The organism is Pantoea cypripedii, from assembly GCF_002095535.1.
In the GTDB taxonomy this organism is placed as follows: Bacteria; Pseudomonadota; Gammaproteobacteria; order Enterobacterales; family Enterobacteriaceae; genus Pantoea; species Pantoea cypripedii.
This window is the reverse complement of the sequence record NZ_MLJI01000001.1, coordinates 1,408,335-1,426,529: the sequence shown is the minus strand read 5'-3', so window position 1 is coordinate 1,426,529 and position 18,195 is coordinate 1,408,335. Positions and strand designations below refer to the sequence as shown.

Below are 18,195 nucleotides of genomic sequence, written 5' to 3'. Positions count from 1 at the left end.
GAACAACAAGGAAATATAGATGAGAAACAAAGCCTTTGCGCTGCTTGTTCCCGCTGCTCTGCTGCTCAGCGCCTGTACTACCGTTGAGCCGGTGATTAAGGATAATGGTCCGCGTACCGCAGCCTGCGTCGATGGGGGACCGGACACAGTGGCCCAGCAGTTCTACGATTTACGCGTCAGCCAGCCGACGCAGGGATTGCCGGATAACTCGACGCTGGCAAAATACCGCCCTTATCTCAGCGACCGTCTGTATCAGAAACTGTTGCAGGCTAACGGGCTGAGCAATAAACCCGCCGACTGGCGCACCGGCGACCTGTTCTCCAGTCTGGCACAAGGTCCGACCGCAGCCGAGGTGGCAAGCGCCTCCACTATCCCGAATCGCGACGCGCGCAATATTCCGCTGCGCGTTGATTTAACCCGTGGTGACCGAAAATGGCAGGACGAAGTGTTGATGATCCACGAAGGCACCTGCTGGGTGGTGGATGATGTGCGCTACGTCGGTGACTGGCCGCATGCGGGTGGCGGCTCGCTGCGCCAATTGTTGGAAGAGAGTCATTAATGGGTCCAGCGCCGCCCAGGCGGCGCTGTTTGTTAATTTCGTATGAAGAATTTGCATCCCATCGGCCGCATCGACCTTGCCTGGCGCGATATTGTGCTACGCTTTTGAGGTTTAACTGCTCTTTAATAAATTTTAACCCACCTCAATTGCATAACTATTCTGGTGACGTTAAGATTCGCGGCATCAATTGCTATTCATTTATTGCGCATGAGTATTCAACTAACCGGCATTAACTGTTTTTACGGTGCCCACCAGGCGCTGTTCGATATCAACCTGGCCTGCCCGCAGGGTGAAACGCTGGTGTTGCTCGGTCCGAGCGGCGCGGGTAAGAGTTCACTCCTGCGCGTACTCAATCTGCTGGAGCAACCGCGTTCCGGCAGTTTGCAGATCGCCGGTAATCACTTTGACTTCAGCAAAACCCCGTCAGACAGCGCGATCCGCGAGCTGCGGCAAAACGTTGGCATGGTATTTCAGCAATACAACCTGTGGCCGCATCTGACGGTGTTGCAGAACCTGATGGAAGCCCCCTGCCGCGTGCTGGGTTTAAGCAAAGATCAGGCCCGCGCCAGGGCAGACAAACTGCTGGATCGTTTGCGTCTGACGCCCTATGCCGACCGTTTCCCGCTGCACCTTTCCGGCGGCCAGCAGCAACGCGTGGCAATTGCCCGCGCCCTGATGATGGAACCGCAGGTGTTGTTGTTTGATGAACCAACCGCGGCGCTCGACCCGGAAATTACCGCGCAAATCGTCAGCATTATTCGTGAGCTGGCGCAGACGCAGATTACCCAGGTGATCGTCACCCATGAAGTGGAAGTCGCACGTAAAACTGCCAGTCGTGTGGTGTACATGGAAAACGGCCACATTGTGGAACAGGGCGACGCCAGCCACTTTACACAGCCGCAAACCGAAGCGTTTGCCAACTATCTTTCGCACTAAGTCAGGATGTCTCTAATGAAAAAAGTCGTACTTGCTGCACTGCTTGCCGGTTTAAGCCTGAGCGCTTCCGCTGCGCAGACCCTGCGTTTTGCTACTGAGGCTTCTTACCCGCCGTTTGAGTTTGTCGATTCGGACAACAAAATTCAGGGCTTCGATGTCGACCTGGCGAATGCGCTGTGTAAAGAGATTGATGCAACCTGTACCTTCACCAATCAGGCCTTTGACAGCCTGATCCCAAGCCTGAAATTCCGTCGTTTTGATGCGGTGATGGCCGGTATGGACATCACGCCGGAGCGTGAAAAACAGGTCCTGTTCACCAAGCCTTACTACGACAACTCCGCGATCTTCATCGCGCAGAAAGGCAAACTGGCGGATGTGGCAGCGCTGAAAGGCAAACGTGTTGGCGTACAGAACGGTACGACTCATCAGAAATACCTGTCTGACAAACACACCGACATCACCGTGGTGCCGTACGACAGCTATCAAAACGCCATCCTCGACCTGAAAAATGGCCGTATCGATGCGGTGTTTGGTGATACCGCCGTGGTGAACGAATGGCTGAAGCAGAACCCGAACCTGGCCGCGCTGGGTGATAAAGTGACCGACAAAGCCTACTTCGGCACCGGTCTGGGTATTGCGGTGCGCATGGGCAACACTGAGCTGCAGGAAAAATTCAACACTGCGCTGGATAAAGTCAAAGCCGACGGCACCTACAAAACCATCTACAACAAATGGTTTCAGCAGTAATTCCTGATGAATGAAATAATTCCACTCGCAAGCGCCGCCGGTATGACCGTCGGCCTTGCCGTTTGTGCACTGATCGCCGGCCTTGCGCTGGCGATGATTTTTGCTGGCTGGGAATCGGTGCGCTGGCAACCGCTCGCCTGGGTCGGCACCGCGCTGGTCACGCTGATCCGTGGCCTGCCGGAAATCCTCGTGGTGCTGTTTATCTATTTTGGCGCATCGCAACTGTTGCTGACGCTGTCGGATGGCTTCCATATCAACCTCGGGCTGTTCAGCATTCCGGTACAGGTGCAGATTGAGAATTTCGATGTCAGCCCATTCCTGTGTGGGGTGATTGCGCTGGCGATGCTCTACTCCGCTTATGCATCACAAACCCTGCGCGGCGCGCTGAAAGCGGTGCCCGTTGGACAGTGGGAATCCGGCCAGGCGCTGGGGATGAAAAAGTCGGCGATTTTCTTCCGTCTGATCATGCCGCAAATGTGGCGTCACGCCTTGCCGGGTCTCGGTAATCAGTGGCTGGTGCTGTTGAAAGATACCGCGCTGGTATCGCTGATTAGCGTTAACGATCTGATGCTGCAAACCAAAAGTATCGCGACACGCACCCAGGAACCCTTTACCTGGTATCTGGCGGCCGCCGCTATCTATCTGATTATTACGCTGTTCAGTCAGGCGGTATTGCGCCGTATTGAATTGCGCACCACGCGTTTCGAGCGGGGGGCCTGATATGCTGCAATATTTACCTGAGCTGCTGAAAGGGCTGCACACCAGCCTGACGCTCACCATCGCCTCGCTGATTGCCGCGCTGATGCTGTCGCTGCTGTTCACCGTGGTGCTGGCGCTGAAAGTCCCGGTGCTGAATACCATCGTGAAAGTGTACATCACGATATTTACCGGTACGCCGCTGCTGGTGCAGATCTTCCTGATCTACTACGGACCGGGGCAGTTTCCCAGCATCCAGCATGTGCCGTGGTTATGGCATCTGCTGTCCCAGCCCTGGCTGTGCGCCATGCTGGCCCTGTCGCTCAACAGCGCGGCGTATACCACCCAGCTGTTCTATGGCGCGGTGCGTGCCATTCCCTCCGGCCAGTGGCAGTCCTGCGCGGCGCTGGGGATGAATCGCAAAGATACGCTGCGCATTCTGCTGCCTTATGCATTTAAACGCGCGCTGTCCTCGTACTCCAATGAGGTGGTGCTGGTGTTCAAAAGCACCTCGCTGGCCTACACCATCACCCTGATGGAAGTGATGGGCCACGGTCAGCTGCTGTATGGCCGCACTTATGATGTCACGGTGTTTGCCGCCGCCGGGCTGGTTTACCTGTGCGTCAACGGCCTGCTGACGCTGATGATGCGTCTGATTGAACGTCGCGCGCTGGCATTTGAACGCAGAAATTAATATCCAGGCGGGTTATCCCGCCTTTTTTAATTATTTATCCAATAATGTTGCATAAAGATTCATTCAATGGCATCTTGTCACGCGTTCGCTCTTGAGAGCGTGAGTGATTTACAGGAGCCTCAAAATGAAAAAATGGATCGTTGCTGCGGCGCTGGCAACTCTGGCAATGAATGCCTCGGCAGCGGAAAAAATCCGCTTCGCTTCCTCTGCGACTTACCCTCCGTTTGAATCTCTGGATCGTGAAAATCAAATCGTCGGTTTTGATATCGACCTGGCGAAAGCGTTATGCCAGCAGCTGAAAGCCGAATGTACCTTCACCAACAACGCTTTTGACAGCCTGATCCCGTCGCTGAAATTCCGCCGCTATGACGCCATCATCTCGGGTATGGATATCACCGATGATCGCAGCAAGCAGGTGGATTTCACCCAGGCTTATTACGCCAACTCGGCGGTGGTGATCGCCCGCAAAGGCCAGTTCAGTGATTTTGCCCAGCTGAAAGGCAAGCGCATTGGCATGGAAAACGGCACGACGCACCAGAAATACTTGCTGGAGCAGCATCCAGAAGTGGTCGCGGTGGCCTATGACAGCTACCAGAACGCGATTCTCGATCTGAAAAACGGTCGCCTGGATGGTGTGTTTGGTGATACCGCCGTGGTGAACCAATGGCTGAAGACCAATGCCGATCTGGCACCGGTCGGCGCACATGTCACCGATGCCCGCTATTTCGGCACCGGGCTGGGGATTGCGGTACGTAAAGGCAACACCGAATTACGCGATCAGCTGAACAGCGCGCTGGTGGCGATCAAAGCCAATGGCACGTACCAGCAAATCAATCAGAAGTGGTTCCCGGAATAAAATAATGGGTCGGCGCAGTGCGAAGCCTGACAGGTTCTGCACAGTCCTCAGTTCAGGATGAACGCTGCGTCGCCCCACCCTGGCCGCGTTTGGTCAGTAGCGTCAGCACTTCAAAATGGGCGGTATGCGGGAACATATCGAACAGCTGCACCCGGCTGACATCATAATCGCTGAGACGCGCAATATCCTGCGCCATACTCTGCGGATTGCAGCTGGAGTAGAGGATGTAATCCGGTGCCATCTGGCTCAGATAATCACATAACTCCGCACCAATCCCGCGACGTGGCGGATTCACCAGCACCAGTTGCGGCACCTGATCGCGCCCCGTGGCAAACTGCGTGGAATCCAGCGCAGCAAAACTGACCTTATCCAACCCCAGCTGCTGTGCCGACTGACGCGCACAAGCAATGGCTTCGGCGCTGATTTCAATGCCGGTGAGCTGCATCTCCGGGGTGGCGCAGTGCAGACCAAACCCGCCGACACCACAAAACAGATCCCACATGCTGTGCACATCCAGCTGCGCCACCCAGTCACGCGCCGTGGCGTACAGCGCGGCGGCCACCTGGGGGTTAGTCTGGAAGAAACTTTGCGGACGGATATACAACGGCACGTTGTTGAAGCTTTCCGCTAATGCCTGGTCGGGCGTCAGCGCAATTTCCTCGTCGCCTTCCAGAATCGCCATATGTACCGGCTGGATATTGGCAGAAATCACCGTCAGCTGCGGCAGTTGCTGTTGCAGCCACGGCAGCGCCGCACGCAACTGTGCCAGCTTGGCGCTGGAACGCAGTACAAAACGCAGCATCATGCCGCCCTGGGTGCTTTCGGTAAGCAGCAGAAACTTCAGTTCTCCACGCTTGCGCGCCACGTTGTACGGCGTTAAACCCGCCCGCGCGATAAAGGGTTTTAGCAGCGCAAACACCGGGGCAAAACTGGCGGGATATAACGGGCAGGCGCAGAGATCGACGGCATCGCCCTCGCGCGACAGCATGCCCAATACCGGACGCTCCACGCTGCCACTAACTACCATTTTGGCTTTATTACGAAACCCCTGCCCAGGCGAGGTCACCGGCGGACACCACTCGCTCACCGCCTGTTGCGCCAGCAGTTGTTCCAGCAGCGATTGTTTTTCGTTCAGCTGTTGTGGGTAGGGTTTTTCCAGCCACTGGCAGGAACGGCAGCGACCGGCATCATAAAGCGCGCAATGCATTGTGGAGCCTGTATTCAGAATCGGGAGAAAAAACGGGGGCCGATTGTATCACCGGCGACGGAAAAAAGCGCGGCTGCTGGCCGGGACAAACAACAGCAACAGCACCATCGCATCCGGCAGCTTCTGGAGTAGCGTATGGTGGATGATCTGGGCGTTGCTCTCACCGTGGATGCTGAAGATTTCCGGGTATATCCACCCCATCGACGCCAGCAGCATATAGCCCAGCACCACAACCTGGGTGGCGACATAGCCCCAGCGGCCCCGGTTACTGCCACGCATCAGGGTAAAGGCGCAGCGCAGCTCAAATAAGAAAATCAGCTGGCTGGCGACGAAGATGAGGGTGGAATCCCAGGCCTGGGCACTGCGGTGCACAAAGTTGACCAGCTCGTCATAACCCAGCTCATTGGCGAGCATCAGCACGCTGATGCAGCGGGTGGCGATAATGGCGATCCCCGCCACCGTGACCGGCGCTGGGGTTAAAACGGGGACATGCTTCAGGGTTTCCGACATCGACCAGACTCCAAAAGAAAAGCTGGCATCGCCAGCTTTTCTTATATTGGCAAATGTTATGGATTTCAGCCACGTCTTGCTTTCTGAATATCACGCAAACGTTGTTTTTCTTCGTGTGCCATAAAGCGCCAGGCAATAAAGCCCACCAGCCCGACCACAAACAAAATCAGCGACGCCAGGGCGTTGATCTCCGGGTTCACCCCACGACGCACGGTGGCAAAAATTGCCATCGGCAGCGTCGTTGCCCCTGGGCCGGTGACAAAGCTGGCAATCACCAGGTCATCCAGCGACAGGGTAAACGCCAGCAGCCAGCCGGTAATGATCGCGGGTGCGATCATCGGCACGGTGATGACAAAGAACACCTTGAGTGGCGTTGCTCCGAGGTCCATTGCCGCTTCTTCGATGGAGCGATCCAATTCACGCAGGCGCGAGTTGATCACCACCGCCACATAAGCGGTACAGAAGGTCACATGCGCCAGCCAAATGGTCAGCATGCCACGATCGCTCGGCCAGCCGAGGGTATTCCCCATCGCGACAAACAGCAGCAGCAGCGACAAACCGGTGATCACATCGGGCATGACCAGCGGGGCGGTGAGCATAAACGCAAATCCGTTATGGCCCCGGAAGCGACCAAAACGCACGATAATCACCGCCGCAATGGTTCCCAGCACCACGGCCATGGTCGCAGACAACGCCGCGATGGTCAGGCTAAGTACCACCGCATCGATCATCGCGTCATCCTGGAACAACACGTGATACCAGTGGAACGAGAAGCCTTCCCATACCGTTACCAGTTGTGAGCTGTTAAACGAGTAGGCCACCAACAGCAGCATCGGCGCATACAGGAACATAAAACCCAGCACCAGGATCGCGGTGCGCCACGGAGAGCGGATTGCAGGTAACTGATTCATTCCTTCTCTCCCAGCTCACGGTTTTGATGTTTGTGGAACCAGACAATCGGCAGGATCAGGATTAACAGAATGATCACCGCCAGCGCTGAAGCCACCGGCCAGTCGCGGTTGTTAAAGAATTCCTGCCACAGGATACGACCAATCATGATGCTATCCGGGCCGCCCAGCAGTTCCGGGATCACGTACTCCCCTACTGCCGGGATAAACACCAGCATCGAACCGGCAATAATCCCGCCTTTGGTCAGCGGCACAATGACGCTGAAGAAGGTCTTCAGCGGACGCGCGCCGAGGTCGAGCGAGGCTTCCACCAGCGAGTAATCAATACGCGTCAGTGCGGTATAGATGGGCAGCACCATAAACGGCAGATAACAGTAAACGATACCGATATACACCGCGGTGTTGGTGTAGAGGATCACCAGCGGATGATCGATGACCCCCAGCCACATCAGGAAACGGTTGAGGATGCCGTTATTGTTCAGCAGCCCCATCCAGGCGTACACACGCACCAGGAACGAGGTCCATGACGGCAGGATCACCAGCAGCAGCAGAATGGAACGCATCGACGGCTTGCTGTGAGCTACCGCCCAGGCGAGCGGATAACCAATCATCAGACAGATGATGGTGGAAATGGCCGCCACTTTCAGCGATTGCAGATACGCATCGGCATACAACGGATCGTCCGTCAGTTGCAGATAGTTCCCCAGATTAAGCACCAGATTGAGCTGATCGTCAGCCCAGGTGATCAAATCGGTGTAGGGCGGGATCGCACGCGCAATATCGGCAAAACTGATTTTCAGCACGATCAGGAACGGCAGCAAAAAGAACAGCACCAGCCACACATAAGGCAGTGCGATCACCAGCTTGCGACCATGCTGCATCTTGATGCGCGTGGCCCAGCGTTGCAGCGGCGTGCCCGGCTGTTCGGCTTCCGGGGTGCCGGGTTGAGAAATCTGGCTCATTCCGCCTCCTTAAACCGTCAGAACCACACAGCTGTCAGCATCCCAGCACAAACGCACTTCGTCGCCCCAGGTTGGCGCGCCTTTGCGGTAGCGATGGGCGTTTTGCAACTGCGCACTGATCATCTGGCCACTCTTCAGACGGACGTGGTAAATCGACAAATCACCGAGATACGCGATATGCACCACTTCGCCCACGGCAAAGTTGCAGCCGTCGGCAGGCACGTCTTCACACAGCATCACTTTTTCCGGACGCAGCGCGACATGGACCGGCACGTTATCAACAATAGAAACGTCGGTCTGCACTTTCAGCGGATGGACCAGGCCAGGGCTATCCAGCACCAGGCCGTCTTCACGCCGCTCACGCAGCAGTCCCTCAAACACGTTCACCGAGCCGATAAACTCCGCGCTGAAGCGGTTGGTCGGATGCTCGTAGATCTCCTCCGGCTCGCCAATCTGCGCGAATTTTCCGCGATTCATAATCGCGATACGGCCCGCCATGGTCATCGCTTCTTCCTGGTCGTGGGTCACCATCACGCAGGTCACACCGACGCGTTCGAGGATATCCACCACTTCCAGTTGCATACGGTCGCGCAGCTTTTTATCCAGCGCACCCATGGGTTCATCCAGCAGCAGCAGCTTCGGACGTTTTGCCAGGCTACGTGCCAGCGCCACACGCTGACGCTGTCCGCCAGAAAGCTGATGCGGCTTACGTTTGGCAAATTCCTGCATATGCACCAGCGCCAGCATTTCCGCCACGCGGCTGGTGATTTCGTCTTTTGGCAGTTTGTCCTGCTTCAGGCCAAACGCGATGTTCTGCTCCACCGTCATGTGCGGGAACAGAGCATAAGACTGGAACATCATATTGATGGGCCGCTGATACGGCGGCACATGGGAGAGATCCTGCCCATCCAGCACAATTTGACCGCTACTCGGCACCTCGAAGCCCGCCAGCATACGCAGCAGGGTCGATTTGCCGCAGCCCGAAGGGCCCAGCAGAGCAAAAATCTCACCTTTGTAAATGGTCAGACTGACATCATCCACGGCGTGCTGGCCGTCAAAGGACTTGGTCAGATTGCGGATTTCCAGCAATGGCGTTAACGCCTTTGCATTTTTATTTTGGGGGCGGGGAATCGCGTCGCTCACTAACATATCTCCAACGCTTAACGGCCTTAACTTCAGCCGCTAAAAATGGCACAACAGAGGCCATCACCGCGCCTCTGTTGTCGTCCTAATACAAGTGAATCCGTTCAGAACGAATTACTTACCACTTTTAACTTTAGTCCACGCACGGGTGCGCACACGATCCAGCTTCGGATCCTGGACTTTCAGCACAAACAGCTTGGACATAATCTCCGCAGGCGGGAAGATGCCTGGGTTGTTACGTACATCCGCATTGATCAGCGGCAGTGACGCCTTGTTGCCGTTGGCATAGTTCATCTTGTTAGAGATGTCGGCGATCACTTTCGGATCCATGATGTAGTTCAGCCACTGATAGGCTTCGTCGAGATTTTTCGCATCTTTCGGAATCGCCATCATGTCGAAGAACGCCAGAGCGCCCTGCTTCGGTACGCTGTACGCCAGGTTCACACCGTTTTTCGCCTGTGCCGCACGATCTTTCGCTTGCAGGATGTCACCAGACCAGCCGATCGCCACACAGATGTTGCCGTTAGCGAGGTCATTGATGTACTGCGAAGAGTGGAAATAGCGAATGCTCGGACGCAGTTTCAGCAGCAGATCGGTAGCAGCGCCGGAATAATCTTTCGGATCAGAGCTGTTCGGATCTTTGCCGAGATAGTTCAGCACGGTGGCAAAAATCTCTTCCGGCGCATCGAGGAAGGAAACACCACAGCTTTTCAGTTTTTCCAGGTTTTCTGGCTTCAGCACCAGATCCCAGCTATCCACTGGCGCATCTTTGCCGAGGATCGCTTTCACTTTATCGACGTTATAGCCGATGCCGGTGGTACCCCACAGGTAAGGGATAGCGAACTTGTTGCCTGGATCGTGCTGTGCCACTTTGGCCATCAGCGCCGGATCGAGGTTTTTGTAGTTCGGCAGCTTGCTCTTATCCAGTTCCTGGAACACGCCGGATTGCAGCTGACGCGCGAGGAAGCTGGAAGATGGCACCACCACGTCATAACCGGTGCTGCCTGCCATCAGTTTGCCTTCCAGCACTTCGTTGGAATCAAACACGTCGTAAACGACTTTAATCCCCGTCTCTTTCTCGAAATTCGGGACCGTATCCGCCGAGATATAATCAGACCAGTTATAAACGTGCAGCGTTTTATCTGCGGCCAGCGTACCAGCTGAAGCTGTCATCAGCACACCAGCAACCACACCTGACAACCATTTTTGACGTTGGTTGAACATTATTTTCCTTCCTCCTGAGCGGGTCATCACAACGCTGCATACACGCGATCCGGTCGTTGTGTTTTCTGTTAATACACAGACACACAATGAATCAATATTCAGCGGGTGTTTAATAGTAAAAACCTATGCCTCTGCTGAGGTTGCACGTCTCTGGCAGCCCCGCAAGAATAGCCGCCCCGCTTCACCTGCACCAGATCCCAGCGTAAAAAACGCCTTTTAGCGATAAGTATTGCATGTTTCTGCTATGGGGTTCGGCAAGGACGGCATAAAGCACGAGAAATATCTGGCAATAAAGGGCAAAATGCAGAATAAAAAGTGGTGGGGTTAAAATGAAAACTGCCGCAAAAAGCGGCAGTTAATAAAGCGGGTAAATCAGTGCAGCATCGCGCGGCCGACCGAGCTGGGTTGCCGGTCCTCTTCCTCGCCCATCATCAGCAAATTATTGGCGAACGCTTCCATAATCACCATGGAAACCTGCTCCTCGCTTTGCTTCATAAAATACGAGAATTGACCAAAGGTTAACCCTGCGCTGGTACTGAGGGACTGACAGACAATCAGCTTCGGCAGATTGTCATCCTGAATGTCGATAAAGGCTTTCACCGTCAGGGAGCTGGCATTGATTTGTGATAAGTCGCCCACCAGCGGAATCAACGCCGTCGGCTTGACTTCAGCCAGCGCGGAAAACAGGATCACGCCATCCACAAGGTCGATTTTTGCATCAAACACCCCGTCAAAATTCTGCATATGCGGCAGATGCAAAGCCTGGCAGGCATCGCATTCGAACCAGGTGATATTTTGTTGATCCAGCCAGCGACGCAGCACGTCGATGTCAGGAACGACCAGTGAATCCATCGTCATGTCCCGTGGGGTGAAGAAATAAGCGCCTTAGCTTACGGAAAAAATGCCAGCGATGCCACGAAAACCGCTGAAAAGCGCGCCTCAGCCACCAGTTTTAAGCTTAAAGCCAGGCAGCGCGTGCTGTTCTATCCAGTCAATCATCATGGAGGCGATATTCAACCCGGTGGTGCACTCAATGCCTTCAAGACCTGGGGAGGCATTGACCTCCATCACCAGTGGTCCGCGTCCGGCACGCAGGATATCGACCCCCGCCACCTCCAGCCCGAGCGTGCTGGCGGCTTTCACCGCGATTTCACGCTCCTGATCGGTGATCGGTTACCGGGTGCGCCTTGCCGCCGCGATGCAGGTTGGAACGAAAATCCCCCTCCTTCGCATGGCGCTCAATCGCCGCCACGACCTCACCGCCAATCACCAGGCAGCGAACATCACGTCCCTGCGCTTCTTTGATAAACTCCTGCACCAGAATATGGGCATTGAGGCCGCGAAATGCATCGATCACGCTCTCCGCCGCCTGACGCGTTTCCGCCAGCACCACACCAATCCCCTGGGTGCCTTCCACCAGTTTCACCACCAGCGGCGCACCGCCCACCATGGCGATCAGGTCGTCGGTATCATCCGGGGATGAAGCAAAGCCGGTGACCGGCATATCGATCCCTTCCCGCGCCAGCAGTTGCAGCGAACGCAGTTTGTCGCGCGCGCGGGTGATCGCCACCGATTCATTCAGGGGATAGCTGCCGCACAATTCGAACTGGCGCAGCACCGCCGTGCCGTAAAAGGTAATGGCGGAGCCGATACGCGGGATCACCGCATCAAAGTGCCCCAGCGGTTCACCGCGATAATGTATCGCCGGAGATGCCGGGTTGATGTTCATATAACAGGAGAGCGGATCGATAATCTGCACCTGATGGCCACGCGCTTCCGCTGCTTCACGCAGGCGTTTGCACGAGTAGAGCTGCCCATCACGGGAGAGAATGGCCATTTTCATCGCAGAGTTCCTTGTGCTTAACGGGTTGCCCAGCCCTGCTGATGCAGGTAGTCCAGCATAAACGGGCGCGTTTCTTTAATGATCAGGCGTTGAATCAGTTCGCTCCAGGTTTCCGCGCGCTGATTGGTATCACGTTGCTGATAGTAGATGCTGGTGCGGCTGTCATATTCCGCCAGCACTGCGGCATCGACCGGCTGATAGCTGTTTTCATGTACCAGCATCGTCTGTGGAATACGCGGTTTCACGTCCGGCTGCGCCGCAGGATGCCCGATACAGAAGCCAAACAGCGGCAGCACAAATTTCGGCAGGCCAAGCAGCGTGGTAACGTCGGCGATATTGTTACGAATACCACCAATAAATACCCCGCCGAGACCGAGTGACTCCGCCGCGGTCATGGCATTCTGCGCCATTAACGCCGTATCCACGCAGCCCAGCAACAGCTGCTCCGCGCGCCCAAGTTGCGCATCCGGACAGATTTGCAGATGGCGATTAAAGTCCGCGCAGAACACCCAGAACTCAGCCGCCGCACCGACCCACGGTTGGCCGCCAGTCAGTTTAACCAGTTGCTCACGTTTTTCCCGGTCGGTGATACGAATAATAGAAGAGCATTGCAAAAAGCTGGAGGTGGATGCCGCCTGAGCCGCAGCAATAATGGCGTTGCGCTGCGCCTCATCAATGCCCTGTTCGGTAAATGCGCGAATGGAACGGTGGCTGCACAGTAAATCAATGGTCGGCGTCATAATCCTCTCCGGTTACTTCTTTTTGTCGTGTTGATTGAACAACTGAGGGGCCATCGCTTTGGCCGTTCGCCACATCATTAGCCAGGCAGCAGGCAACATCATCACAATGCCGGCAAAAAACAGCACCGTCGCCAGCCGTTTGGCGCTGATCGCCGCAGGTGCGTCGATCCAGCCATTAATCAGCAACAACGCACCAATCACGGCAATCACGCCCACTGCCTCCAGCAGTAATACCGGTTTCGGTAATCGGGCCAGATTATTCATACGATGGCGCTCCCCCTGTTCAATCCGTTAAGCCGTCTGTTATAGCGAACCCTGGCGCGCTTGCCTAGCTGTGATCCGATTTCCTGACCTTTTTCCATCGAATGATGGCCCCGGTGCCACTCACCCCCGATCGCGGCAGCTTCTTATACTGGCTCAACAATATGACCGGAGGAGTTAAAAATGAAACTGACGCAAATTCGTAACGCGACCCTGAGGCTGGATTTTGCTGGCACCCGTTTTCTGATCGACCCGATGTTATCGGAACAGCATGCCTGGCCAGGCTTTGCCGGTACGCCGCGATCGCATCTGCGTAATCCAATGGTGCCGCTGCCGGTTGCCATTGAGGAGCTGTTGGATGTGGATGTCATCATTGTCACCCATACGCATGAGGACCATTGGGATGAAGCAGCCCAGCGCCTGATCCGCAAAGACCAGCTCATCTACACCCAGCATGAGCAGGACGCCGCGCTGCTGCGTTCACAGGGCTTCACCCAGGTTCAGGTACTGGCAGCGGAAAATAACATGGGTGGCATCACCGTCAGCAAAACGGAGGGTCAGCACGGCAGTGATGAGGCTTACGCCATTCCGCAAGTGGCCGAGCGGCTGGGAGACGCCTGTGGTCTGGTGTTCCGTCACGCACAGGAAAAAACGCTCTATATTGCTGGCGATACCATCTGGGTTAAACCTTACGAAGATAGCCTGAAAACCTATGCGCCCGAGGTGATTGTACTGAATATGGGTTACGCCCATATTGACGGACTCGGTGCCATTATTATGGGTAAAGAGGATGCGTTACGTACCCACCAGCTCCTGCCTTCAGCGGCGATCGTCGCCTCGCATATGGAAGCCATTAACCACTGCCTGCTGAGCCGTGCAGAGCTGCGCGCTTTCGCCGCTGAGAACGCTCTTGAACAACAGCTGTGGGTGCCGGAAGATGGTGAGACGCTGCGCTTTTAACCAGGGTAAGAAACGATGTCCGCTTTACAGGTTGTGGTAATTGCTACCGAAGGTTTCAGCCCCTTCCACTTTTCGGTGCCATTAATGGTATTCGGTAAGGCGATGCCGCAGGATGGATTTTTCCAGGTGACGATTGCCGCTGAGCAGCCGGGGATGATTGTCTCTGACAGCGGGCTCGCCATCAGCGTGGAGCACGGTCTGGAGTGCCTGACCGGGGCCGATATCGTGATTGTCCCGTTCTGGCAACATCCCTCACAACAGCCATCAGCCGCATTATCAGACGCGCTGACCCAGGCCTGGCAACGCGGTGCGGAAGTGGTGGGATTATGTCTCGGCGCTTATGTGCTGGCGTATAGCGGATTGCTGAACCGTCGTCGCGCCGCAACGCACTGGGAATTTGAAAAGGATTTTGCCGAACGTTTTCCGCAGATCCACCTCGACAGTAACGCCCTGTATACCAGTGATGAACGTTTGATTACTTCCGCAGGGACGGCGGCCGGTATTGACTGCTGCCTGAACATCGTTCGCGAGCATTACGGTTCCGCGCTGGCAAATCGGGTCGCCAGACGGATGGTGATGCCGCCCTACCGCGAAGGCGGCCAGGCGCAGTTTATCGAACGCGCGGTGCCCGACACCACGCGTGACAGCCAGATTAATGACCTGATCGATTATCTGCGACGTAATCTGGATAAACGCCACGATCTGGCTTCGCTGGCGGGTATGGTTAACATGAGCCGACGCACCCTCACCCGTCATTTCTCCCGCGCCACCGGCATGACGCCAGGGGAATGGCTCAGCGCCGAACGACTGCAACGCAGCCAGGAGCTGCTGGAAACCACCGACCACAGTATCGAAGCGGTGGCCACGCTGACGGGGTATCAATCCCCCATCTCATTCCGGCAGAGTTTTAAGGCACGTTTTAACGTCAGTCCCAGTGAATGGCGTCGCACCTTCCGGGGACCGGCAACGCTGCTCTAAGCCTGCGCACATCGAAGCAACAGGTAATTCCTGCTTTATTTAGCGGGCATCCACGGGCATCATGTGTGGCATTATTCACGCTGTAATGTGACATCCATCACAAAACAGCAGCGGAAAGGAGAGAAGCAATGTTTGCAGTGATTTTTGGTCGTCCCGGCTGCCCTTACTGCGTACGCGCCCAGGAACTGGCCGCCAAACTGACCACCGAGCGTGACGATTTTAATTATCAATACGTTGATATTCAGGTGGAAGGCATTACCAAAGCCGATCTGGAAGCCCGCGCGGGTAAACCGGTGACTACCGTACCGCAGATTTTCCTCGACCAGCAGCATATCGGCGGATACACCGATTTTGCCGCCTGGACCAAAGAGAATCTGGACTTCGCAGTATAAAACATGGGCCGCTCTGGCCCATTTTTCATTTCACGATCGCATCGCCAGCATGATACGCAGCAGACGCACCAGTAACGCGCCGCAACCCGCCCAAAACAGCGCACTCAAACCCCAGATAATCAGCCAGCCGCTATGGCTCAGGTTCAGCGCCAGCACGACCCACAACGTCCCCAGCACCGTGCCCGCCACGGCGACCCACAGCGTGCTTTTTAACGGGCTTTCCGGGCGCAGCAACGCCACGACGATCCCCGGCAGTAAAAACAGCAACAACTCAGGTTGACCGCCCACGGCCTGAGCGCCAGACGAGGCCCAGAAGTGATGAGCAAAAATAAACATCAGCGTATATAGCATCACACCCAGCACCGCTGCAGGCCAGCGATTAGTACGCTGCGACATAACCATCCTCAACTTCACCGTTAACAATATTGAAACTTTTACCGACCCTGTACACCTGAGTGGAAATAAAAAGAAACAGCTGAATGCGGAAGGAATGAAAACTGCCGATAGCTGAGGGTGTTAATTATGATTAGAATGACGCCGCTTCAAAATTCAGTCCCTGCCATCCCGGCAAAACGGGCACCTGCGGTCGGCACAAGATAGCGAAAAACGACCTTTTCATCAACATGTTACAGGTAAATAAGAAGTTAAAGCGTGAATATTAACGTCGCAGAATTGTTAAGCGGAAATGACGTCCTGTTATTATTTGTTGTTTTAGCACTCGGCCTCTGCCTGGGTAAATTACGTCTTGGTTCTGTCCAGCTGGGAAATTCTATTGGCGTATTAGTCGTATCGCTAATTTTAGGTGACCAACATTTCGCCATTAATACCGCAGCCCTGAGCCTGGGTTTTATGCTGTTTATTTTTTGTGTTGGCGTCGAAGCCGGTCCTAACTTTTTTTCAATCTTTTTCCGCGACGGTAAAAACTATTTTATCCTCGCCATCGTCATGGTCGGCAGCGCCCTGCTGCTGGCGTTGCTGCTCGGCAAAGTGTTTGGCTGGGATATTGGCTTAACCGCAGGCATGCTGGCGGGAGCCATGACTTCCACGCCCGTGCTGGTCGGCGCGGGTGACACGCTCCGGCATAGCATCACGGACAGCCAGCACCTCACCCTGATGCAGGATCACCTCAGCCTCGGTTACGCCATTACCTATCTGGTGGGGCTGGTCAGCCTGATTTTTGGCGCACGCTACCTGCCACGTCTGCAACATCAGGACCTGCCAACCTGTGCGCAACAAATCGCCCGTGAACGCGGCCTGGATGCCGATAGCCAGCGCAAAGTGTTCCTGCCGGTAATTCGTGCCTACCGCGTCGGACCGGAACTAGTGGAGTGGAGCGGCGGCAAAAATCTGCGCGAGCTGGGCATTCATCGCCAGACCGGTTGTTATATTGAACGTCTGCGCCGTAACGGCATTCTCGCCAGCCCGGATGGTGACGCTCAGCTGCAACTGGGAGATGAAATTTCGCTGGTGGGCTATCCCGATGCCCATGCGCGCCTCGATCCCAGCTTCCGCAACGGCAAAGAAGTGTTCGACCGCGACCTGCTGGATATGCGCATCGTCACTGAAGAGATTGTGGTGAAGAACCATAACGCGGTGAATAAACGTCTCAACCACCTGAAACTGACCGATCACGGCTGTTTCCTCAACCGCGTGATCCGCAGCCAGATTGAGATGCCGATTGATGACAGCATCATGCTGAATAAAGGTGATGTACTCCAGGTGAGCGGCGAAGCGCGTCGCGTGAAAAGCCTGGCTGACCGCATCGGCTTTATCGCCATCCACAGTCAGATGACCGACCTGCTGGCCTTCTGTGCCTTCTTCATTATTGGTTTGATGATCGGCATGATCACTTTCCAGTTCAGCAATTTTAGCTTTGGCATTGGTAACGCTGCCGGACTGCTGTTCGCCGGGATCATGCTGGGTTTCCTGCGCGCCAACCATCCGACTTTTGGTTATATTCCGCAGGGTGCGCTGACCATGGTGAAAGAATTCGGCCTGATGGTGTTTATGGCGGGCGTCGGCCTGAGTGCCGGTAGTGGCCTGCAACACGGGCTGGGTAGCGAAGGTGCGCTGATGTTGCTGAGCGGCTTGCTGGTCAGCCTGGTGCCGGTGGTGATTTGCTATTTGTTTGGTGCCTATGTACTGCGCATGAACCGCGCCCTGTTGTTCGGCGCGATTATGGGCGCTCGCACCTGCGCACCGGCGATGGAGATTATCAGTGACACGGCGCGCAGCAATATTCCGGCGCTGGGCTATGCCGGAACCTACGCCATTGCCAACGTTTTACTGACCCTCGCGGGGACGTTGATCGTCATTATCTGGCCGATTTTGCCTTTATAAAAATTTTTTGGCGGAGTCCAGAACTTTTTTTCCGGGGTGCAGTCTGAATTATTGCCACTGCTTTTCTTTGAAATCCCCAAATTGAGGAGCCCGCCAGTCTCTGACTGACGGGTTTTTTTATGCCTGTCGATCGTGGCTTAAGGTTCTCTTAAGCGCAGACTGACACCCTGCCACCCTGGTTTCGCTCTGTGCAAAAAATCATGCAACTGTCATCCAAATTAAACAATTCAACAACCCAC

At 55.3% G+C, this 18,195-nt stretch carries 20 protein-coding genes and 1 pseudogene; 10 read left to right on the top strand and 11 right to left on the bottom strand.

The window, feature by feature from the left end; genetic code table 11:
* Positions 1-19 precede the first annotated feature (19 nt).
* The 6 genes from HA50_RS06590 to artJ (HA50_RS06565) all read left to right on the top strand — a co-directional run bounded on the left by HA50_RS06590 (position 20) and on the right by artJ (HA50_RS06565) (position 4,488).
* Positions 20-559 carry a lipoprotein gene (locus HA50_RS06590; RefSeq protein WP_084873682.1) on the top strand — a complete coding sequence of 180 codons (540 nt, stop codon included), beginning with the start codon at positions 20-22 and terminating at the stop codon, positions 557-559.
* Positions 560-766: 207 nt separating this feature from the next.
* Positions 767-1,495 carry an arginine ABC transporter ATP-binding protein ArtP gene (gene artP, locus HA50_RS06585; protein WP_084873681.1) on the top strand — a complete coding sequence of 243 codons (729 nt, stop codon included), beginning with the start codon at positions 767-769 and terminating at the stop codon, positions 1,493-1,495.
* A 15-nt stretch (positions 1,496-1,510) separates the two neighbouring features.
* Positions 1,511-2,242, top strand: coding sequence for an arginine ABC transporter substrate-binding protein (gene artJ / locus HA50_RS06580; protein WP_084873680.1), 732 nt, complete (start codon positions 1,511-1,513; stop codon positions 2,240-2,242).
* A gap of 6 nt (positions 2,243-2,248) precedes the next feature.
* The gene (gene artQ / locus HA50_RS06575) at positions 2,249-2,962 is read left to right on the top strand and encodes an arginine ABC transporter permease ArtQ (protein ID WP_084873679.1); all 714 of its coding nucleotides are present in this window, start codon (positions 2,249-2,251) and stop codon (positions 2,960-2,962) included.
* A 1-nt stretch (position 2,963) separates the two neighbouring features.
* Positions 2,964-3,632 (top strand): arginine ABC transporter permease ArtM, encoded by a 669-nt coding sequence (gene artM, locus HA50_RS06570; RefSeq protein ID WP_084873678.1) that lies wholly within the window; start codon positions 2,964-2,966, stop codon positions 3,630-3,632.
* 124 nt (positions 3,633-3,756) lie between these two features.
* The gene (gene artJ, locus HA50_RS06565; RefSeq protein ID WP_084873677.1) at positions 3,757-4,488 is read left to right on the top strand and encodes an arginine ABC transporter substrate-binding protein; all 732 of its coding nucleotides are present in this window, start codon (positions 3,757-3,759) and stop codon (positions 4,486-4,488) included.
* Positions 4,489-4,540: 52 nt separating this feature from the next.
* On the opposite strand, the gene rlmC is transcribed toward artJ (HA50_RS06565), so the two are convergent.
* The 10 genes and pseudogenes from rlmC to HA50_RS06515 all read right to left on the bottom strand — a co-directional run bounded on the left by rlmC (position 4,541) and on the right by HA50_RS06515 (position 13,289).
* Positions 4,541-5,695: a 23S rRNA (uracil(747)-C(5))-methyltransferase RlmC gene (gene rlmC / locus HA50_RS06560; RefSeq protein ID WP_084873676.1), complete on the bottom strand. Its 1,155-nt coding sequence runs from the start codon at positions 5,693-5,695 to the stop codon at positions 4,541-4,543.
* Between the two features lie 48 nt (positions 5,696-5,743).
* A complete protein-coding gene (locus HA50_RS06555; RefSeq protein ID WP_084873675.1) occupies positions 5,744-6,205 on the bottom strand; it encodes a YbjO family protein in 462 nt (153 codons plus the stop codon).
* Between the two features lie 65 nt (positions 6,206-6,270).
* Complete coding sequence (gene potI / locus HA50_RS06550; protein WP_084873674.1) at positions 6,271-7,116, bottom strand: putrescine ABC transporter permease PotI; 846 nt, start codon at positions 7,114-7,116, stop codon at positions 6,271-6,273.
* On the bottom strand, positions 7,113-8,075 hold the full coding sequence (gene potH, locus HA50_RS06545; RefSeq protein ID WP_084873673.1) for a putrescine ABC transporter permease PotH: 963 nt from the start codon (positions 8,073-8,075) through the stop codon (positions 7,113-7,115). The genes potI and potH overlap by 4 nt, the downstream gene beginning before the upstream one ends.
* A 9-nt stretch (positions 8,076-8,084) precedes the next feature.
* Positions 8,085-9,218, bottom strand: a complete 1,134-nt coding sequence (gene potG, locus HA50_RS06540; RefSeq protein WP_158087399.1) for a putrescine ABC transporter ATP-binding subunit PotG — start codon at positions 9,216-9,218, stop codon at positions 8,085-8,087.
* 114 nt (positions 9,219-9,332) lie between these two features.
* Complete coding sequence (potF, locus tag HA50_RS06535) at positions 9,333-10,442, bottom strand: spermidine/putrescine ABC transporter substrate-binding protein PotF (protein WP_084873671.1); 1,110 nt, start codon at positions 10,440-10,442, stop codon at positions 9,333-9,335.
* A 372-nt stretch (positions 10,443-10,814) separates the two neighbouring features.
* Positions 10,815-11,294, bottom strand: a complete 480-nt coding sequence (locus HA50_RS06530; protein ID WP_084873670.1) for a YbjN domain-containing protein — start codon at positions 11,292-11,294, stop codon at positions 10,815-10,817.
* A gap of 87 nt (positions 11,295-11,381) precedes the next feature.
* A pseudogene (gene rimK, locus HA50_RS06525) lies at positions 11,382-12,285 on the bottom strand (30S ribosomal protein S6--L-glutamate ligase).
* Between the two features lie 17 nt (positions 12,286-12,302).
* Positions 12,303-13,025 (bottom strand): oxygen-insensitive NADPH nitroreductase, encoded by a 723-nt coding sequence (gene nfsA, locus HA50_RS06520; protein ID WP_084873669.1) that lies wholly within the window; start codon positions 13,023-13,025, stop codon positions 12,303-12,305.
* A 12-nt stretch (positions 13,026-13,037) separates the two neighbouring features.
* Positions 13,038-13,289: a DUF1418 family protein gene (locus tag HA50_RS06515; protein WP_084873668.1), complete on the bottom strand. Its 252-nt coding sequence runs from the start codon at positions 13,287-13,289 to the stop codon at positions 13,038-13,040.
* A 180-nt stretch (positions 13,290-13,469) separates the two neighbouring features.
* Here HA50_RS06515 and HA50_RS06510 point away from each other — a divergent pair, with 180 nt between their 5' ends.
* The 3 genes from HA50_RS06510 (at position 13,470) to HA50_RS06500 (ending at position 15,616) form a co-directional block, all read left to right on the top strand.
* On the top strand, positions 13,470-14,246 hold the full coding sequence (locus HA50_RS06510; protein ID WP_084873667.1) for an MBL fold metallo-hydrolase: 777 nt from the start codon (positions 13,470-13,472) through the stop codon (positions 14,244-14,246).
* 15 nt (positions 14,247-14,261) lie between these two features.
* Positions 14,262-15,224, top strand: a complete 963-nt coding sequence (locus tag HA50_RS06505) for a GlxA family transcriptional regulator (protein ID WP_084873666.1) — start codon at positions 14,262-14,264, stop codon at positions 15,222-15,224.
* Between the two features lie 128 nt (positions 15,225-15,352).
* Positions 15,353-15,616, top strand: a complete 264-nt coding sequence (locus HA50_RS06500; RefSeq protein WP_013508468.1) for a GrxA family glutaredoxin — start codon at positions 15,353-15,355, stop codon at positions 15,614-15,616.
* A 30-nt stretch (positions 15,617-15,646) separates the two neighbouring features.
* Here HA50_RS06500 and ybjM read toward each other — a convergent pair whose 3' ends face one another.
* On the bottom strand, positions 15,647-16,012 hold the full coding sequence (ybjM, locus tag HA50_RS06495) for an inner membrane protein YbjM (RefSeq protein WP_084873665.1): 366 nt from the start codon (positions 16,010-16,012) through the stop codon (positions 15,647-15,649).
* Positions 16,013-16,267: 255 nt separating this feature from the next.
* Between ybjM and HA50_RS06490 the strand changes: the two genes are divergently transcribed.
* Complete coding sequence (locus HA50_RS06490; protein ID WP_084873664.1) at positions 16,268-17,956, top strand: aspartate:alanine antiporter; 1,689 nt, start codon at positions 16,268-16,270, stop codon at positions 17,954-17,956.
* Positions 17,957-18,195 lie beyond the last annotated feature (239 nt).

Excerpts from the sequence above, each read along its gene's own strand:
- HA50_RS06590 (WP_084873682.1), top strand. The coding sequence starts at position 20 with ATGAGAAACAAAGCCTTTGCGCTGCTTGTTCCCGCTGCTCTGCTGCTC.
- ybjM (WP_084873665.1), bottom strand. The coding sequence starts at position 16,012 with ATGTCGCAGCGTACTAATCGCTGGCCTGCAGCGGTGCTGGGTGTGATG.
- HA50_RS06530 (WP_084873670.1), bottom strand. The coding sequence starts at position 11,294 with ATGGATTCACTGGTCGTTCCTGACATCGACGTGCTGCGTCGCTGGCTG.
- potF (WP_084873671.1), bottom strand. The coding sequence starts at position 10,442 with ATGTTCAACCAACGTCAAAAATGGTTGTCAGGTGTGGTTGCTGGTGTG.
- artQ (WP_084873679.1), top strand. The coding sequence starts at position 2,249 with ATGAATGAAATAATTCCACTCGCAAGCGCCGCCGGTATGACCGTCGGC.
- artJ (WP_084873677.1), top strand. The coding sequence starts at position 3,757 with ATGAAAAAATGGATCGTTGCTGCGGCGCTGGCAACTCTGGCAATGAAT.
- artP (WP_084873681.1), top strand. The coding sequence starts at position 767 with ATGAGTATTCAACTAACCGGCATTAACTGTTTTTACGGTGCCCACCAG.
- HA50_RS06505 (WP_084873666.1), top strand. The coding sequence starts at position 14,262 with ATGTCCGCTTTACAGGTTGTGGTAATTGCTACCGAAGGTTTCAGCCCC.
- HA50_RS06555 (WP_084873675.1), bottom strand. The coding sequence starts at position 6,205 with ATGTCGGAAACCCTGAAGCATGTCCCCGTTTTAACCCCAGCGCCGGTC.
- rlmC (WP_084873676.1), bottom strand. The coding sequence starts at position 5,695 with ATGCATTGCGCGCTTTATGATGCCGGTCGCTGCCGTTCCTGCCAGTGG.
- HA50_RS06510 (WP_084873667.1), top strand. The coding sequence starts at position 13,470 with ATGAAACTGACGCAAATTCGTAACGCGACCCTGAGGCTGGATTTTGCT.
- HA50_RS06500 (WP_013508468.1), top strand. The coding sequence starts at position 15,353 with ATGTTTGCAGTGATTTTTGGTCGTCCCGGCTGCCCTTACTGCGTACGC.
- nfsA (WP_084873669.1), bottom strand. The coding sequence starts at position 13,025 with ATGACGCCGACCATTGATTTACTGTGCAGCCACCGTTCCATTCGCGCA.
- artM (WP_084873678.1), top strand. The coding sequence starts at position 2,964 with ATGCTGCAATATTTACCTGAGCTGCTGAAAGGGCTGCACACCAGCCTG.
- potI (WP_084873674.1), bottom strand. The coding sequence starts at position 7,116 with ATGAATCAGTTACCTGCAATCCGCTCTCCGTGGCGCACCGCGATCCTG.
- artJ (WP_084873680.1), top strand. The coding sequence starts at position 1,511 with ATGAAAAAAGTCGTACTTGCTGCACTGCTTGCCGGTTTAAGCCTGAGC.
- potH (WP_084873673.1), bottom strand. The coding sequence starts at position 8,075 with ATGAGCCAGATTTCTCAACCCGGCACCCCGGAAGCCGAACAGCCGGGC.
- HA50_RS06515 (WP_084873668.1), bottom strand. The coding sequence starts at position 13,289 with ATGAATAATCTGGCCCGATTACCGAAACCGGTATTACTGCTGGAGGCA.